A 16,130-nucleotide genomic window follows, 5' to 3' on the forward strand; every position below is an offset into this window, starting at 1 on the left:
AAATGGCTGATCCCGTTGTTATTCCCCTGAACGCCGTTGCCCAGCAATCGGTTCAGGTCACTTTATCCAGCCAGTCTGTGCAGCTTGATATTCAGCAGCGCACCACCGGCCTGTACATGAATATCTGGCTGAATGGGACAATGATTATCGCCGGACTGTTGTGCCAGGACAGAACGTGGATTGTGCAGAAATCCTATTTCGGCATGCCCGGAGATATGATGTTCGCTGACCAAGAGGGGAAAAGTGACCCAGATTACTCCGGCCTTAGCGGTCGATATGTTCTGATGTATCAGGAGGGTGTGAATGTCTGAAACAAACGATCCCCCAATTGAAGTTGTTGGAAAACTGACATCTGGAAAACTTCACATCCGCAAACTGGATGTGAATTTCAATCTCGTTACGGGAGGCTTTGGGCCCGGAGGCAAAGATAACTTGACCCTTTCGGGGCATAGGGTCCGCGCTCACATCACAAACGCAGGTATGGCTTCGGGTTCATCTCTCTCCCTGCGCATCGAGGGGATGACATTAAGCGAAATGAACAGAATGTCTGTTATTCGTGCGCGGCAAACTTGGCAGAACGCAAACCGGATAACCCTTTATGGGGGCGATGAAAAAACGCCCATGACTACTATATTTTCAGGTTATGTTACTGCTGCCTTTACAGACTTTACTGGTGCACCCAATGCGGCGTTCCAAGTGGAGGCAAATAATTTGTGCTTGGCTGCGGCAAAAATCATTCCGACAATCTCATTTTCTTCCGCAGTCTCTCTGGTGACAGTGGCTTCTGTTGTTGCGAACGCAATGGGATGGACGCTTGTGAACCACGGCGTACACACTGTTTTTCCCAGCTTCTATGGATGGGGTGACGCCAGAAGTATTTTGGAGCGCCTTGCCTTGGCGGCAAAGGTAGTTTTCCATGTAAACGAAGATCTGGAATCATTGCATATATGGCCCTTAGACAGTGTGGACATATCCGCAGAAAAAGACATGCCGGATATTAGCGCCAAGAATGGCCTTATCGGCTACCCGGCTTACAGTGATGCGGGCGTTCTGTTCGAGTGCCTGTTCAACCCCAATATCCGGTACAATTCCCCCCTTCGCCTCAAAAGCGATTACGCCCCGGCTGGGTGGGTTGATAACCAGAATGGGCAGGTGCCAGTCCAGACATCCCCGGCCAATGGCATCTGGACCCCGTACATCATCGAGCACAATCTGGAATCAGAAGTGCCGGACGGACAATGGACAACCTTTGTAGGAGCAACGCGCGGTGACAACCCCACAAACTTCAAGTTCGGGTAATCTCCCCGGCTCTTGGCAGCGGCCAGATGGGGCTTCCGGCTTCAACGTCACCAATGCCGCAATCCGCCGCATCCTCGCCATGATCGGCGCAGATACGCTAGTGCAGGTAAAGGGCGTCCACGCCACAGGTCTGGAGCCGGTCGGCACGGTGGACGTGCAGATTATGGTGCACCAGCAGGACGGGGCGGGGCGCACGGTACCGCACGGCATTATCTACGGTATTCCCTATTTCCGCCTACAGGGCGGCACGAGGGCGGTGATCTGCGACCCGGCTGTAGGGGACATTGGCGCGCTCATTGTGTGCGGTCGGGACATATCCGGCGTAAAGGCCAACCGCGCCCCGTCCGCCCCCGGCAGCTTCCGCCAGCATGATTACGCGGATGCGCTATACATCGGCGGCTTTCTCAATGCGGCCCCGGTGGAATACATCGGCTGGGTCGGAGGCGATGTGCACGTCAAGACGGCTGGCAAGTTTGTGGTGGATGCTGCCGAGTGCGACATTAACTGCAATGTGAACGTGGCCGGGTCCGTGACAGCCACCGGGGACGTGAAGGCGGGTAGCATCAGCCTTGAGGGCCACAAGCACTCGGGCGTGCAGACGGGCAGCGGGAATACAGGAGGGCCGGAGTGATGGGGTTTTTATCAAATGGAGGGTATTTGGCCGTTGCCTCTATCACCATTTGCGCCTGTCAGTGGATGATACTTGTTACCATTAAAGACCTTGGCCGCCTATTACGCGACTTGCGGGATATTTCGAGAGGGGCTTCTCATGCCAAGCAACACTGATCTTGACTTGCCCATAGACTGCATCGGGAGTTTATCGGAGGGGTTTCCTTTTCACCCCTTCGATAACATGGCAGATGTGCCGCGCAAGGTGCCGGACTTTGCTCTTGATTACATGCGGCCTAATGCCTGTATCTGCTACCAGTTGGACGAAAAGGCGATCTGGGCAGTGGTCGGGTGGCGTTTCCACACCCGTGCGGAGCTGGATGCATGTCTAGCGGATCATCCGGACTTGCCGATCCTTAAGTTTTCTCGAAACTGAGTGAATGTATCCATCGCTTTTTTGCATGAGAAAAAGCGGTCGTTGTCTCGAGCCTTGCATTTAATTTGCTCATCAATGGGGACAATAAATCTCCCGTCTGGCCGCAAAACAATTTTAGCCCCGCAATCAGGGCAGGTTAAATCTGACATTATGAATCCTCCATAAAGGAGAACCCTGCCAGTACCCGGCCGCCCCCAAAAGGTACACAGATGGGGAACATCTATCTCTTGTACCCGCGCGCGGTTTTTGGCATAGTTCCTCTACCGTTGCGCGGGCTACGCAGATACCGCTTGTACCCGGTACCTTTTTACGGTAGTTTTTCCTTACTCTCTCATAATTCTGTCAGCCGTCCTTTGGGGCGGCTTTTTTGTTGGTGAAGCCATGAACACGCTGTTGCTCGACCGAAGCACGTGGGACCTGCTGCTTGACCACGATGGAAACATAGCCGTGGCCTCCAGCGCCTATGCAATAGGGCAGGATATATCTTCCGCCGTGCGGGTGTTTCAGGGCGAGTGCTATTACAACACGGATGCCGGGCTGTCTTACCTCGGTAATATCCTGGGTAAAAATCAGTCTCTTTCCGTTTTTCAGGCGCAGGCCGAGCGGGAGGCCGCAGCAGTGCCGGAAGTGGCCGAGGCGCGGTGCCTTGTCTCCAGCCTGAGTTATGACCGGGTTCTTTCCGGAGCAATCCTTTTCACCACCACAGACGGAACCACCAGCAATGTCGGGCTCTGATTACGGCACAACGTCAGTACCCGCGCCGTCCTTTACGGAGGCGGGGTTTGTGGCCCCGGCTGAGAGCGACATGCTCACCGGCGCTCTGGCGGACCTGAACGCGGCCATGGGTGGCAACCTGAATACCGCTCTGACCACGCCACAGGGCCAGCTTGCCATGTCGCTCACGGCCATTCTGGGGGATGCGTATGACCAGATGCTTGCCATCTTCAACGGCGTGGACCCGGACCGGGCATCTGGCCGCATGCAGGACGCTATTGGCAACATCTACTTTATCAGTCGCAAGGGCGCGACAGCTACGGTTGTTGGCGTTACCTGCGTGGGTGCGGCCGGAACGGTTGTGCCAGAGGGAACGCTCATTCAGGATGGCAGCGGCAACTATTACGCGGCAGACGGGGCCATAACGCTGGATGCGACCGGTACGGGCACGGGGTCATTCTCCTGCACTACCACGGGCGTGATCTATTGCCCGGCCAACAGTGTGTCTGTTTACCAGTCCGTTACGGGGCTGACCTCGGTGAGCAATCCCGTTGCGGGCGTGACCGGGAGTGCCGAGGAAGGGCGACAGGCGTTTGAGGCCCGGCGTGCGGCAACGGTGGAGGGTAATGCCGTTGGTCCCCTCAATGCCATCGCAGGGGCTGTGCTGAGTGTTGACGGGGTGACGGACGCCTACGTGACCGACAACAGCACTGATGCTGCGGTAACGACTGGAGGCGTCTCCATTGCCGCGCACAGCCTGTTCGTATGCGTCAACGGCGGCACGGACGAGGCTGTGGCTCTGGCTATTATCAGCAAGAAGCCGCCCGGGTGCGGCTACACGGGCACAACCAGCGTGACCGTGACCGACCCCAATAGCGCCTACCACACGCCCCCGACCTATACGGTGCAGTTCACACGGGCCACGGATACGCCTGTGTTTTTCGCTGTCTCATTGCAGAAAAACAGTGGCGTCCCGGCAACGGCGGCGGCAGAGGTGCAGGCCGCCATACTGGCAGCATTTGATGGCATGGAAGGCTCCCAGATCGGTCAGACCCTTTACGCCAGCAGCTTTTATTCCGCCGTGGCCGCCCTTGGGTCGTGGGTAAAGATTGTTGAGATCACCATAGGCACGTCCAGTCTTCCGGTCGGGTTTACGGCGCCTATGGATATTGACCAGATTCCCACGCTGGAGGCGGCAAACATCAACGTATCGGTGGACTGATGCAGGACGTAAGCCAAACCATTCTGTCGCAATATGCGAACAGTCCGGCGCTCTGCTCGTTTATTGAGGCGTGGAACCAGATGCTGGACCCATCCGCCATGATAAACGATTGGTACAATCTGGTCTGGAACGTGCAAACGGCGCAGGGCTATGGGCTGGATGTATGGGGCCGCATTGTTGGGGTTTCTCGCATCCTCAGTATTACCTCAGTCAAATATCTGGGCTGGCGTGAGGCCAATGACCTGACGGAAGACAGCTTCAATCAGGCCCCTTGGTATCGGGGCGTGGATGCCACGAGCAATTATCGTCTGTCTGATGATGGATACCGCCAGCTTATTTACGCCAAGGCGCTGGCGAACATTTCTGACGGCTCAATTCTGTCTCTCAACCGGATATTGACCACGCTCTTTGCCGGGCAGGGCGATGCGTATGTGCATGATGGGGCCGACATGAGCATGACGTATGTGTTCAAGTTTGTGCCGACTGACGTGCAAGTGAGCATCATCCAGAACAGTGGCGTGTTGCCCCGGCCTGCGGGTGTTTCAGTTTCCTATTCAATTCAGAGCGACTGACCATGAAAAGCACAGATGACCGCAAGCTGTTTGGCTCTCCCATTGGGGCGTCTGCGGCTACGGGGAATATTGCGGTTATTCCGCAAACACAGGCTACGGCGGGCGATGGCACGGCCTCGGTCGCACTTGGCTTCCCGCCTGAGACGTTTATTTCCCGCGCTGCCGGGGGCGAGCCGCCCCGTGGGCAGGACATGAACGGCCTGCTCAACCTGCTTTCCAGCGCCACACAGGTGTTGCAGGCAGGCTACCTTGGCCCGTTTGATGCGACCTTTGCGCAGGACATTGGCGGTTATCCTGCCGGGGCCATCGTGTCCGGGGCAACTGCTGGCACTTTCTGGGTCAGCACGGCAGATGCCAATGTTTCCATTCCTGGTGCTACCGGAGCAGCTTGGCAGAGTCTGTTCAATGGCTACGCCACGCAGGCATGGGCAAACGGGCAATTCCTCCAGCTTGCTAATCCTAATCCTCAGGCCGTAACCGGACCAGTAGCGTTTTCTGGAAAAACCACTGTTCCCAACCCACCCGGTTTCACTGGGGGGGATTCGCTTAATGCTGTTTCTGCCGAGGGGCGTTACGTTAAATCCATCCCTATCGCTGGCAGCGGGAATATCCGAATAACCGACCTATGGGAAAATTCAGACGGACGCGCGGTATTCGGAGATGGGACAAAGGCACCTGTTCTGGCCAATTTGGCTGACCTGCCGTTTTCGGATACCGGCCTGAAGGAACAGGCTTTTGTGCAATGGGCACCACTGGACCAGTATGGGCACGGTATTTTCACGTTCCCGACTGCATTCAGGGCTGGAACGGTGCCGGTTGTAACACTGACGATAGATTGTGAACCGACTGGAACATGGGTAGGGCACAGTCGCACATACACATTCGTAAGAAATGGTACCGCCCCATCCATCAGCAATACCGGATTTATGATTGCGGTCGGCGTAACGGACAGTGGTGGCGTTTATGTATCAACCGTGCCGGTAATCGCACACATCAGGGCAGTGGGGTATTTCTAATGGAAAATGCAGAATTAAACACAATCAAAGCCGCTTATCCGGATCAGTATTATGCCACAGTTTCGGCAGGGGTGGTGGATCAGCTTTTTGATGCCTGGGCCAGCCAGCAGACGAACGACCCGACCCTACCAGCCGCAGCAGATATGGTGGTCATTACATCAGACCAATGGGGACTGGCGCAGGTTCCGTCCTACAGTGGCAGTCTGAAAATTCCAGTGTCTGGAACCACAATCCAGTATCCGGCCCGATTTTACTGCGACAAAAACACCCCGTGCTCAGTTTTTGATATGTGGGGGTATTTAAGTGCTCCCACCAGCCCGGCCATTGGAGACCTGTATGCCATCACCCCGGCACAGTATGCAGACCGCCTGCTGAACCCGCGCAACCAGTATTACAACGCAGCGACAGGACAACTGGCAGATTACGTTCCGCCACCAGTCGTGATCCCGCTGAAAACACAGGCGACCTCGGCAATGGTATGGATACAGCAGCAGGCCAATCTGGCCTCTGCCATGGGGCAGGTCTTTACAGTGGATATGAAGGCGTATGTGAAAGCCATCGCCGCCATAGCCAGCGGTACGGATACCACCAGCACGGCACTGCCTGCCCAGCCTGCGAACGTGATGACCGCCAGCAGCCCTGCGTCCTGAGCCGAGCCAGCGCATCCCGTAGACCCGCCGCCCTTTGAGGTGGTTTTTTATGCCCGGATAAAACAGATGACTGAAACACAGTGCGCGGGACCCTGCGCGGCTGATGATGACCTGCGCGTGATCGTGGACAGCCACGCCCGCCGCCTTGATGGGCTGGAGGACGATGTGGACACACTCAAGTCTGGCCAGAGCGCCATGATGGAGAAGCTTATCTCTGTTGAGGCACAGGGGCAGGAGCGCGAGCGCAACCGGGCTGTTGAAGCATCGGACACGCGCAAAGCGCTGACGGACCTGACCAAGCAGATAGCCGAACACACGGGCGCGCAGAAGCGTCAGAACCAGCTTGCCGAGGACAGCCTCCGGCGGTGGCGGAAACTTGCCGTGGTTGTCGGGCTGGCCTGCACCATTGGGGCCGCTGTGGGGTCTACGCTGCTTTCCGATCAGGAGGTGGCCAGTACCATATGGGTGCGCTGGCTGCACCTGCGCGAGCCGTGGGACGCGGCTCAGGGAGGGCAGGCCAATGCCGCAAGCCTCTCTACTCACTGACCCCCTGCAGGTCTCGGCCCGTACCGCATGGGGCGAGGCGCGGGGGGAGGGCCCGACCGGCATGCAGGCCGTTTTGTGCGCAGGCATGAACCGTCTGGCCCGGCCCGCTTGGTGGGGGAGCGACATATGCGGGGTGTTCCTGCACCCGTGGCAGTTCTCCTGCTGGAACAGCACAGACCCCAACCGGGCAAAGCTTCTGGCCGTGACCAGTGCGGACCCACAGTTCCAGACCGCCCTTGCGCTGGCTCAGCGCCTTGTGAGCGGCACCCTTACCGACATCACCAGCGGGGCAGACAGCTACTATGACACGCGCCTTCCGAACGCGCCTGCATGGGCTGCTCCCCGCTTCTATCGCTGCACGATTGGTCACCATGCGTTTTACCGCGTGGGGCCTTTTGGAGAAGGATAATCCCATGGCTGATACGCCATCCACTAAAACCACAGTGGCCCAGACTGCAACGGCAGTGACAGGCGGACTGTCCCCGCTTGCTCTGGCTCTAGCGCTTCCCCAGCCGGAAGCCACATGGCTGCTCTATGCGTGCGCCGTGTTCGCGGGGGCCGGGTTTGCAGCAACACAGATTCCTCTACCTGCGAACCAGACCGGCAAGCTCTGGCTGCTGTATCGGGTCATCAACTTTCTGGCCCTGAACTGGAAATATGCGGCCAATGCCGCCTTTGCCCTGCGTTCCAGCACGGCCACCACCGTTCCCAAAGCGGCCCCTCTGACTGGGCCGGGCTCCGTTATCAACATTCCTCAGGACACACCGAAATGACCAATCTTTCCCGCCGCAACTTCTTGCGGAATTCTGCCCTGCTCGGGGCCACCGCTCTGACTGCCTGCACTGTTGCCACCAATGGCAGCACCACCACCATCACGCTCAACACGGCCAAGGTGCGCGCTTACGGTCAGGCTGGTATTAACGCCATCGCCACGATCCTGAGCATCACCGTGATTGCAACCGCCATGGGTGCGCCAGCCGTGGCCCTGATCGAGACGGCAGGAACGGCGCTCGCTGCCAGCCTTACCGCGTTCTCCAGCGCGACCAACGGCACGCTGACCATCACGTATGACGATACGAACTGGAAAACCAAGGTCGATACGATTCTGGTTGACCTTAACGGCGTGGCCTCGGCCCTGCGCTCGGGTCTCACGGCTGCCCAGTCCACCGTGACGAACCCGATCATCAACACCGCTATCGTGGCTTTCAATTCCCTGCTGACCGTGCTGGATGCGTTTATGGGCGTTCTAGGTATCAACCTGTCCAGCGTGACGGATGCGCAGGAGGCTACTGCACTCAAGACGCTGGCGGTTGCTCAGTGACGCCTGATAACGAGTTCTTTCTCCTACTCGGGGGTGCGTTTGTCGGCCTCGGCACGCTCCTGCTGGCGCTCATATGGCGCTGGCGGGCAAGCGCGGGCAGCTTCTGGGGCCAGCTTACGAAAGGGCAGGATGATGCGGATTAAGGCGCTGACCTGCCTTCTGGCTCTCTCGTCCTGCGCCAATGTCCCGCTACAGGCCAAACGTGATCTTGTCGGCATGGCCCGCTCGGACCTTATCGCCTGCGCCGGGGTGCCGGACAATACCGCGGCACTGCCAGACGGCGAGGTGCTGCAATGGCGGCAGGATCAGCAGGTTCAAGGGCCGTTTACGCTCAAGGGGCCGATGAGCCTAGAACTGGACCTATCCGGTCATGGCACCTGCCACCTTGTCGTCCGGTTGCAGCAGGAGCGCGTGGCGCAGGTGGAATACACCGGACCGAGTGGGACGCTGATGGGGCCATACTCAGCTTGTCGTCCGCTGGTGTTATCCTGTGAGCAGCAGGCGCGGCAGGTCAGGCGCTCATTGCCATCCGGGCGATAAATCCCGAACGCGTTTCGCCTTCCTCTTTGGCCCTACGGTCCAGGCGTACGAGAACGCGGCGCGGCAGGGTAATATTTACGCGCTCTGCTGATGTGTCGAACAGCATGGGGTCCACATCAGCAAGGGCGAAAATCCAGCCTTTCCATTCCGGGTTGCCCCGTACAGCATCAAACGAGGACGGAGGCGGCACAGCTACCCCTTGATCAAGTGCATCTTCAATCCACAGCGCAGCGGCTTCAGAGGCGTTCTTGATAGCTTCGTCCAGAGTATCTCCAGCAGAAAAGCAGCCGGGCAGGTCGGGGAACACAACGCCGAATGCGGTTGTTTCCGATCCGGGCTCAATGACAATAGGGTAGCGCATTTTGTTTGCTCCTTGCCGGACTATTTCAGCCCGGCCTGTTTCCTAATCGCAGCAACCAAGCCTTTGCCCAGTTCTTTTTTGGGGTGGGGCACTGTGACCGTGTGATTGTGGTCAGGGTGCCGGAACTGGTGGTGTGAGCCGCGAACCCGGACCTCTTGCCACCCGGCCTTTTTCATTTCTTTGATGAGTGCTGCGCTGTTCATAAATTATATATACACACGATACACACCAACCGCAAGGGAATAATGCGCATGATGTGTATTAAATTGTGCGAGTTAAGACCATTTCCCTGATGTCGGGAAAATGGCCAGACCAACGGCGCTCATGGGCAGCGGAGAGCCGTTGGCTTGGCTGCTATAGCATGGGGATTACGGCAGGAGTGAGGGGGGGGGGAACTATTGGGGATTCCCCAATGGGTGGCGGGCTTCCACCGCCTGCTCGCCGCGTCCGCAGCTATCTGATGGCTTCTTGTGTTCAACCAACGAGCACAACGACTGCAATCCGCCGTACGACTTTTTTGCTACGGGCCGGGCTTGATACCGGCTTTCTCTGCGAAGGGAGAGCTTTCCTTGACCGCCTCATGCAAGACTGAGCCGGTAATTTCCCGCGTGCCCATCCACGCCGCCGTAGCCCGTTTAGGGTAGTACAGGTTTGGGGTGTTGTACAAGGGGAAAATGGTTATAAAAAAACGGCGTAAGCTACTGATATTATTAGGGGCCATATTAGAAGTTATAAACTGTAAGTTATTGATATTTAAGGATTGGTTTAGTCCCTCCCGGCTCACCATTTCTTCCCAAAAAGTGCTAAAACTACCAATCCGCTCAGGGTTATAAAATCACGCTGGCGAATGACCCGCCTTTACATATCTGGGTCAATCTCTCTTCCCGCCTGCACCTCGGGGTCATTTGCAAAAGCGTCGAGGATGGCAGACCAGAACGCCCGCAAGGTTGGAAAACTGCCCCAGTTCGGTGGTTCTTCAACTTCTTCAGTAGGACTTATGGCGATCAAAGCATAGCTCGCATGGTCGATTTCTGCATCATTGCAAGCCAGTAAATTCTTTAATTCGTTGATTGTTTGCTGTTTGAATAGCAGGTCATGACCTTGCGGTGCATTTTCAATAACTTCTGCCAATGTATCGCCAAAAATATCAGCATCCTCGCCGAAGGAACTGGCGCCCAGATTTTTTATACGCGGGAATATGTCGCGAATATCATTATTTGTACATTTTAGCAGTTTGGACATAGTAAACTAACCCATTGTGCTCTTTTTTGATAATTACAATTTCGATCTTTAGTGGGATCTTGCGCTGACGGTCGGCTTTTTCAATGACAACGGTTTCCCTTTCAGAGATATTTTCGTCAAGCGATATTTGCGCTCCCTCTTTGGCATTTTTGAGCCAGGTATCAAGCTTGGAAGCGTTATTTTTGAGTACTTTGTGAATAATACGCTCGGCTGCTGCCTGTGTGGTGAAGAATGAAATCACCGGGCGCTTTTCCTTTGTAAACCGACGTTCAATATATTCGTCGCTGAGAGCGACGTGTTTTCGTAATATATGGCCCCCTACCTTAAGATTATGCGGTAGTGATTCATTACGGTCACCATCAAATCTCTTCTGCCTGTGATGTGAGATGAGATTCTGGTTGGCGCCTGATCTGGCTGGCTGAGACGCGTAAGGTGAAGGACGGTGGAAGTGTTCCCAAGTGATGTCAGCGTGCCTGAAGGTCAGTCGGTACGCATCTGCTGATGCCACGCGAATGGCCCGTGTTGCTGCAAAAGAGCTTACCGCATGCAGCAGGCTGCCAGGGATTAGGGCGTCTGCGGCCGCACCTGCCAGCCCCGCAACAGCGGGAGAAGCATGTGCCCTCAGGGCCGCGTTGCGGACGGCGCGTTCGGTCCGGGTTTGTGATGGTGTGCCTGTATTCCACGCACACCGACCGGCAGCCATCATGTCAACGCCATGGGCAGCAAGGGCAACTCCTGCCACTTTACTGAATACAGGCTCAGGCGCGCCCAGCAGGCTAGTGGCTCCGGCCATTTCCGCCGCCCCAAAGCCGATCGTGGCTAGTCCTTCGATCCGGTTGAGAGTTTGTGGGCTTGGCAGATAGCGCCTAACGATGCTGATGAGTTGATGTTCGCTCATGACAAAAGTCAGAGCGGGATGTTGGTTGGTATTCGGCATGGCGTGTCCTGAAATGCAGACACAAAAAAGCCCGCCGGTGAGGGCGGGCTTTGCGTGTCGCAGGGGGAATCTGCGCTATGATCTATGCCGTAGCACTTTTTATGCGGGGTCATAAGTTTGTGAAAAATCCAGATCAGTGAACACCACTATCTGAACTGTGTTTAATATGTAGCAAAACCCGTGCGCAGATACCAGATGGAAAATGGGCCGATCTGATCTCTATCAATGCTCAGTCTGACAAAATTTTCAGCCATTCGCGAATATCCAAGATGACGGTGGAGGTATAAATTTGTGCGGGCGAATGACCCGCCTTTACATATCTGAGTCAATCTCTTTTCCCGCTTGTACCTCGGAGTCATTTTCAAAAACGTGGAGGACGGCAGACCAGAACGCCCGCAGGGTTGGAAAACTGCCCCAATTAAGTGGTTCTTCAACCTCTTCAGTGGGACTTATGCGGATCAAGGCAAAGCTCGCATGGTTGAGTTCCGCCTCATTGCAAGCCAGTAAAATCTTTAATTCGTTGACTGTCTGCTGTTTGAACAGCAGGTCATGACCTTGTGGCGCATTTTCAATAGCTTCTGCCAAGGTATCGCTAAAAATATTAGCATCCTCGCCAAATGAGCCAGTACCCAGATCGGTCAGGCGCGGGAATAAGTCAATAATACCAAATTTAGTCAAGTCTAGCAGTTTGGACATAGTAAACTAACCCATTGTGTTTTTTTTGATAATTGTAACGCAAATATACCGTACAGTCTTACGCTGACGATTAGCTTTTTCAATGACAACAGTTTCTCTTTCAGAGATGTTTTGGTCAAGCAGCATTTCCGATCCATCTTTAGTATTTTTTAGGCAGGCATCAATATTGGAAGCATTATTTGTGAGTATTTTGTGAATAATCCGTTAAGCCGCTGCCTGTGTAGTAAAGTATGAACATACTGGAAGTTTTTACTTTGTGATCCGACGTTTAATATATTCGTCGCTGAGAGCGATGTGTTTTCGTAGTATATGGCCACCTACCTTGAGATTATGCGGTCGTGATTCATTACGGTCGCCATCAAATCTTTTCTGCCAGTGATGTGAGATGAGATTCTGGTTGGAGTCTGATCTGGCAGGCTGAGACGCGTAAGGTGAAGGATGGTGGAAGTGTTCCCAAGTGATGTCAACATGCCTAAAGGTCAGTCGGTATGCATCTGCAGATGCCACGCGAATGACCCGCCTTTACATATCTGAGTCAATCTCTTTTCCCGCCTGTACCTCGGGGTCATGTTCAAAACTGTGGAGGGTGGCAGACCAGAATGCCCGCAAGGTAGGAAAATTGCCCCAATTAGGTGGTTCTTCAACCTCTTCAGTAGGACTTATGGCGATCAAAGCAAAGCTTGCATGGTGGAGTTCTGCCTCATTGCAAGCCAGTAAAGTCTTTAATTCGTTGACTGTTTGCTGTTTGAACAGCAGGCCATGACCTCGTGGTGCATTTTCAACAACTTCTGTCAACGTATCGCCAAAAATATCAGGATCCTCGCCGAAGGAACAGGCACCCAGATCGGCTAGACGCGGAAATATGGTACGAATATCATGATTTGTACATTTTAGCAGTTTGGACATAGTAAATTCACTCGTGGGGTTCTTTTTGACCATTGCAATACGGATATACCGCGCAGTCTTACGCTCCATCTTGGGCATTCTTGAGCACTTTGTAAATAATATGTCCGGCGGACTTCCTGCATAATAAAAATGAAATGACTGGGTATTTTTCCTTTTTTAAACAGACGTTCCATATATTTGTTGGTTGGAGCGGCTTATTTTAGGAGCATATAGTCACCCACACTTGAGAGTGTGCGGTCGTCTTCTGAGGGGGTATCTCTCGTGTTATGGCCGGGTTTGCGCGGTGGGTGTTGTTGCTGGGATGTGTGGCAGAATAAAAAACAGTGTTTATGCGCGCAAAGTGTGGCATAGGTTTTTTATCGTCGCCTGTTCTGCGCCCTTTGGGGCAATGCCGTAGCGTTACGCCAGACACGCAAGACGCCCCTTTTACCCCTTCCGCCTTATACTCCTTGCTCACCTGTTCCTGCCTGTCAGGGGCAGGTTTTTTGCATTCAGGGTATGGAAGAATTCCATGCGCGGCACGCGGGGTGTGGCCTTGGGTCTGGCGGGCAGTGGCAGACGATCAATCCGTCAAATGGAGGTTCTGAGCATGGCCGATACTGGCCACAATGTGCCCGCTATGGGGTCCGTCACGCGCAATACAGCCAAGGTTGCTGCGATTATTGCTTTTATTCCCTCGTTTTTTTCTGTTCTGCCACAGAACGTGGCGCTTGTTATCTGCGCAGGTATGGTCACCTGTGCGGCCATAACGGCTGCTGTGCCCGCCCCCGTGCACGGGCGACTGCTGGTTGCGCTGTACCAGATGGTGCGGGTAACAGGGCTGGGAGTGCAGTACGCTATGCCGTATATGGCTACTCATCTGGTCAAGACCCCATCTGCCAGCGAGCCCGCTGCGGAGGCTGATGCTGCGGCCACGGAATGTGTGGTTACAGAGAAAACCACACCGTAAAAATTTTCCTTTCAGGAACAATAAGTATGAAAAATCATGTCAAAGCGGGCAGCCTTGTGGCGCTGTGCCTGCTATGTTCGTGCGCGCAAACCGCGCAGGGCAAGCTGCGTCAGGCGGTGTATGATACGGCCAGTGCGTACCACCTGCTGGCCAGCCCCATGCCCGATGTTATGGCCGGGCGTGTGCCCGGCGTAAGCTTGAGTGCCGGACAAAAAGCCCTTGCCCGCAAGGCCAGCCAGAGTGTGCTGGACGAACTGAGCGCGCTTGAGCAATCCATACAGGCCGGGAACACGCTGGCCGAAACAGCCGTTGCAGCCCTGCAGGCGGATTTTGCCGCGTTTTCCACCTGCTGGAGCGGGCTTACGGGGGGGAGTACTCCGGCTGCGTGCACTATGGCTACGACTGCAGGCACGACAACAAACACGACTACCGTGACGACCACCACGCAGGCCGATGCGGATATGTCCGTATCCACCAATGGGAAGGAATGAACCATGACTGCAGCAGAAATTAGTGTCATACTGGGTATTGTGGGGACTGTGGTCTCTCTGGCGGAAAAATATGGTCCCGAAGCGTATGACACGGTTTTGAGCGCCATTGAGCAAAGCAAAAGCGGTACAGGCCCGAGTGATGCGGATATTGCGGCACTCTTTGCCAAATGTCAGGCTGACAACGCGGCTATTCAGGCATCATGAGTGTGGATTTTGAGTGCGGTATGGTGCTGGGTGGGGGGCTTGTAGGGCTGGTGGGGGTTGCGTTGGCCGTAACCCTGCGCCTGCTCGCCCAGCGCGACGGTGGCTGGCCAGACTAGGCCGGAATAACGGGGGAGAGGGGAGTGCGGGCCGGTACCTTATGCCGGTCCGGCTGCCAGCGTGGCATTACCCCAAAGGCTGTTGTTGGCGCTCCAGCAGGTCACGCACGGTTTGTACAATCTCGCCTATGCTTTCCTCGCAGTAGCGGTGCTGGTCGGCAGCAAAGGTGGTGTTGGTGTAAAAAGGCCATTGCAGGCTGTGGCTGGCTGCGCGCAGGTGCAGGATGGCCTGCTCGTAACGGGCAAGCTCCTGCGCCGTGGCGCTGGGCAGCATATCGGTGCTGAACAGGCCGCGCCGGGCAGCGTGGGTATAGGCATCGACCTGCGCCACGTGGCGGTGGTCGGGGCAGGGCGGGTGCGCTTCCAAAGTGTTCTCCCTCAACAACACACGGCCAGTATGTGCGTAATAAATGCACAGCGCAAGACCTGATAACACGCATATGTGCGCGGGGGGAGTGCGGGCTTATGGAGGGCTGGGCGTTACTTCCAGGTCCATTTGCCCACAACACGGCCGTTAATGCTGATTTCGTCCAGTGTGAGTTCGTAGGTGGAGTAGGCGCTGTTAATGCTCATGATCCGTACCCGCCGGGGCTCCTCCATGCCGGGGATCAGTTCCAGACGTTTGAGCACAAGGCCAAACCCGTCCCACAGAACATACACACCGGGGGGGGAGGGAATACGGTGGGCTGTGTCCACCAGCACCCTGTCTCCGGACTGGTAGTCCGGCTCCATGCTGTCCCCCGCCACGCGGACAATGGCCAGCGTGTCTGGTGTTTCGGAAAAAGCCGCAACGTAGCCACGCGGCAGGGTCCAGTGTTCCACCGGGCGCAACCCGTCCTGCGGGGCGCACAGAACCGGCACACAGCCCGGCCCGGCCGATGTGATGACATCATATTCAGGTATGGCAATGCGGCCGGAGCCCGCCGGGGGCAGGGTATCGGGCTGGGGGGGGGCTGGCGCGGGCGTAGGCTGGGGGGGCATTTTGGCCACAAGGCCAGCTTCCCCCATGCTTACACCGGCAAGGTTCCATACCTCGTTGGCGGTAATGGGCGGGTCCCCCCTGCCATTGAGCAATGGCACCATGGATTTGACCATGGGTAAGGGCAGCACATCCTTTTTGTAGGAGGTCTCATACATGCGGTAGGAGGAAAACTTCTCTCCGTACCCCAGGTCGCGCGCAAACTCACGAATCGTATAACCGGCGCGCTCGCGCAGGGTTTTAAGCCTGTCCGTGATCCGATTCTGGTTCATGCCTGCATTGTGGTCAAAAGTGTCGTGCATGTCAGTGCGTAAAAACCGCTTG

Annotated in this window: 26 protein-coding genes; 18 read left to right on the plus strand and 8 right to left on the minus strand. The window is 55.7% G+C overall.

Features of this window, described 5'->3' with window-relative positions:
* Nucleotides 1-2 precede the first annotated feature (2 nt).
* From HNR55_RS12210 to HNR55_RS12280, 15 genes are all read left to right on the plus strand, one after another.
* Nucleotides 3-311, plus strand: a complete 309-nt coding sequence (locus tag HNR55_RS12210) for a phage baseplate plug family protein (protein ID WP_166115791.1) — start codon at nucleotides 3-5, stop codon at nucleotides 309-311.
* Nucleotides 304-1,299, plus strand: coding sequence for a baseplate hub protein (locus HNR55_RS12215; protein ID WP_166115793.1), 996 nt, complete (start codon nucleotides 304-306; stop codon nucleotides 1,297-1,299). Before HNR55_RS12210 ends, HNR55_RS12215 begins: the two co-directional genes overlap by 8 nt.
* Entirely contained in the window at nucleotides 1,268-1,930 is a 663-nt protein-coding gene (locus HNR55_RS12220; protein WP_264813698.1) for a Gp138 family membrane-puncturing spike protein, read from the plus strand. The genes HNR55_RS12215 and HNR55_RS12220 overlap by 32 nt, the downstream gene beginning before the upstream one ends.
* Nucleotides 1,931-2,068: 138 nt before the next feature.
* Nucleotides 2,069-2,344: a hypothetical protein gene (locus HNR55_RS12225; protein WP_166115795.1), complete on the plus strand. Its 276-nt coding sequence runs from the start codon at nucleotides 2,069-2,071 to the stop codon at nucleotides 2,342-2,344.
* Nucleotides 2,345-2,725: 381 nt separating this feature from the next.
* The gene (locus HNR55_RS12230) at nucleotides 2,726-3,079 is read left to right on the plus strand and encodes a hypothetical protein (protein WP_166115797.1); all 354 of its coding nucleotides are present in this window, start codon (nucleotides 2,726-2,728) and stop codon (nucleotides 3,077-3,079) included.
* Nucleotides 3,066-4,280, plus strand: a complete 1,215-nt coding sequence (locus HNR55_RS12235; protein WP_166115800.1) for a baseplate J/gp47 family protein — start codon at nucleotides 3,066-3,068, stop codon at nucleotides 4,278-4,280. Before HNR55_RS12230 ends, HNR55_RS12235 begins: the two co-directional genes overlap by 14 nt.
* Nucleotides 4,280-4,852: a DUF2612 domain-containing protein gene (locus HNR55_RS12240; RefSeq protein WP_166115802.1), complete on the plus strand. Its 573-nt coding sequence runs from the start codon at nucleotides 4,280-4,282 to the stop codon at nucleotides 4,850-4,852. The genes HNR55_RS12235 and HNR55_RS12240 overlap by 1 nt, the downstream gene beginning before the upstream one ends.
* Nucleotides 4,853-4,854: 2 nt before the next feature.
* Entirely contained in the window at nucleotides 4,855-5,868 is a 1,014-nt protein-coding gene (locus HNR55_RS12245) for a hypothetical protein (RefSeq protein ID WP_166115804.1), read from the plus strand.
* Nucleotides 5,868-6,518: a hypothetical protein gene (locus HNR55_RS12250; protein ID WP_166115806.1), complete on the plus strand. Its 651-nt coding sequence runs from the start codon at nucleotides 5,868-5,870 to the stop codon at nucleotides 6,516-6,518. Before HNR55_RS12245 ends, HNR55_RS12250 begins: the two co-directional genes overlap by 1 nt.
* A gap of 66 nt (nucleotides 6,519-6,584) precedes the next feature.
* The gene (locus HNR55_RS12255; protein ID WP_166115808.1) at nucleotides 6,585-7,064 is read left to right on the plus strand and encodes a hypothetical protein; all 480 of its coding nucleotides are present in this window, start codon (nucleotides 6,585-6,587) and stop codon (nucleotides 7,062-7,064) included.
* On the plus strand, nucleotides 7,039-7,473 hold the full coding sequence (locus tag HNR55_RS12260) for a cell wall hydrolase (protein ID WP_166115810.1): 435 nt from the start codon (nucleotides 7,039-7,041) through the stop codon (nucleotides 7,471-7,473). Before HNR55_RS12255 ends, HNR55_RS12260 begins: the two co-directional genes overlap by 26 nt.
* 4 nt (nucleotides 7,474-7,477) lie before the next feature.
* Complete coding sequence (locus HNR55_RS12265; RefSeq protein ID WP_166115812.1) at nucleotides 7,478-7,837, plus strand: hypothetical protein; 360 nt, start codon at nucleotides 7,478-7,480, stop codon at nucleotides 7,835-7,837.
* On the plus strand, nucleotides 7,834-8,385 hold the full coding sequence (locus tag HNR55_RS12270; RefSeq protein WP_166115814.1) for a twin-arginine translocation signal domain-containing protein: 552 nt from the start codon (nucleotides 7,834-7,836) through the stop codon (nucleotides 8,383-8,385). Before HNR55_RS12265 ends, HNR55_RS12270 begins: the two co-directional genes overlap by 4 nt.
* Nucleotides 8,382-8,528 carry a hypothetical protein gene (locus HNR55_RS12275; protein ID WP_166115816.1) on the plus strand — a complete coding sequence of 49 codons (147 nt, stop codon included), beginning with the start codon at nucleotides 8,382-8,384 and terminating at the stop codon, nucleotides 8,526-8,528. Before HNR55_RS12270 ends, HNR55_RS12275 begins: the two co-directional genes overlap by 4 nt.
* The gene (locus HNR55_RS12280; RefSeq protein WP_166115818.1) at nucleotides 8,515-8,925 is read left to right on the plus strand and encodes a hypothetical protein; all 411 of its coding nucleotides are present in this window, start codon (nucleotides 8,515-8,517) and stop codon (nucleotides 8,923-8,925) included. Before HNR55_RS12275 ends, HNR55_RS12280 begins: the two co-directional genes overlap by 14 nt.
* Here HNR55_RS12280 and HNR55_RS12285 read toward each other — a convergent pair.
* From HNR55_RS12285 to HNR55_RS12310, 6 genes are all read right to left on the minus strand, one after another.
* Nucleotides 8,897-9,286, minus strand: a complete 390-nt coding sequence (locus HNR55_RS12285; RefSeq protein WP_166115820.1) for a type II toxin-antitoxin system HicB family antitoxin — start codon at nucleotides 9,284-9,286, stop codon at nucleotides 8,897-8,899. The two genes, HNR55_RS12280 and HNR55_RS12285, sit on opposite strands and share 29 nt — an antisense overlap.
* Before the next feature lie 20 nt (nucleotides 9,287-9,306).
* The gene (locus tag HNR55_RS12290) at nucleotides 9,307-9,489 is read right to left on the minus strand and encodes a type II toxin-antitoxin system HicA family toxin (protein ID WP_166115822.1); all 183 of its coding nucleotides are present in this window, start codon (nucleotides 9,487-9,489) and stop codon (nucleotides 9,307-9,309) included.
* 655 nt (nucleotides 9,490-10,144) lie between these two features.
* Entirely contained in the window at nucleotides 10,145-10,528 is a 384-nt protein-coding gene (locus HNR55_RS12295) for a hypothetical protein (RefSeq protein ID WP_184382710.1), read from the minus strand.
* Nucleotides 10,500-11,465 carry an RNase A-like domain-containing protein gene (locus HNR55_RS12300; protein ID WP_242005581.1) on the minus strand — a complete coding sequence of 322 codons (966 nt, stop codon included), beginning with the start codon at nucleotides 11,463-11,465 and terminating at the stop codon, nucleotides 10,500-10,502. The genes HNR55_RS12295 and HNR55_RS12300 overlap by 29 nt, the downstream gene beginning before the upstream one ends.
* Nucleotides 11,466-11,777: 312 nt before the next feature.
* Nucleotides 11,778-12,161, minus strand: coding sequence for a hypothetical protein (locus HNR55_RS12305; protein ID WP_166115824.1), 384 nt, complete (start codon nucleotides 12,159-12,161; stop codon nucleotides 11,778-11,780).
* Between the two features lie 522 nt (nucleotides 12,162-12,683).
* Entirely contained in the window at nucleotides 12,684-13,067 is a 384-nt protein-coding gene (locus HNR55_RS12310; protein ID WP_184382716.1) for a hypothetical protein, read from the minus strand.
* Between the two features lie 511 nt (nucleotides 13,068-13,578).
* Here HNR55_RS12310 and HNR55_RS12315 point away from each other — a divergent pair.
* Genes HNR55_RS12315 through HNR55_RS12325 form a run of 3 tightly spaced genes read left to right on the plus strand, consistent with a single transcriptional unit; the run spans nucleotide 13,579 to nucleotide 14,711 of the window.
* Nucleotides 13,579-14,016 carry a hypothetical protein gene (locus HNR55_RS12315; RefSeq protein ID WP_166115825.1) on the plus strand — a complete coding sequence of 146 codons (438 nt, stop codon included), beginning with the start codon at nucleotides 13,579-13,581 and terminating at the stop codon, nucleotides 14,014-14,016.
* Between the two features lie 26 nt (nucleotides 14,017-14,042).
* On the plus strand, nucleotides 14,043-14,507 hold the full coding sequence (locus HNR55_RS12320; protein WP_242005582.1) for a hypothetical protein: 465 nt from the start codon (nucleotides 14,043-14,045) through the stop codon (nucleotides 14,505-14,507).
* A gap of 3 nt (nucleotides 14,508-14,510) precedes the next feature.
* On the plus strand, nucleotides 14,511-14,711 hold the full coding sequence (locus HNR55_RS12325; RefSeq protein ID WP_166115827.1) for a hypothetical protein: 201 nt from the start codon (nucleotides 14,511-14,513) through the stop codon (nucleotides 14,709-14,711).
* Between the two features lie 183 nt (nucleotides 14,712-14,894).
* On the opposite strand, the gene HNR55_RS12330 is transcribed toward HNR55_RS12325, so the two are convergent.
* Both HNR55_RS12330 and HNR55_RS12335 read right to left on the minus strand, forming a co-directional pair.
* A complete protein-coding gene (locus tag HNR55_RS12330; RefSeq protein WP_166115829.1) occupies nucleotides 14,895-15,194 on the minus strand; it encodes a hypothetical protein in 300 nt (99 codons plus the stop codon).
* Between the two features lie 113 nt (nucleotides 15,195-15,307).
* Entirely contained in the window at nucleotides 15,308-16,108 is an 801-nt protein-coding gene (locus HNR55_RS12335) for a LexA family transcriptional regulator (RefSeq protein ID WP_242005583.1), read from the minus strand.
* Nucleotides 16,109-16,130 lie beyond the last annotated feature (22 nt).

This window comes from Acetobacter lovaniensis (assembly GCF_014207635.1).
Lineage (GTDB): Bacteria > Pseudomonadota > Alphaproteobacteria > Acetobacterales > Acetobacteraceae > Acetobacter > Acetobacter lovaniensis.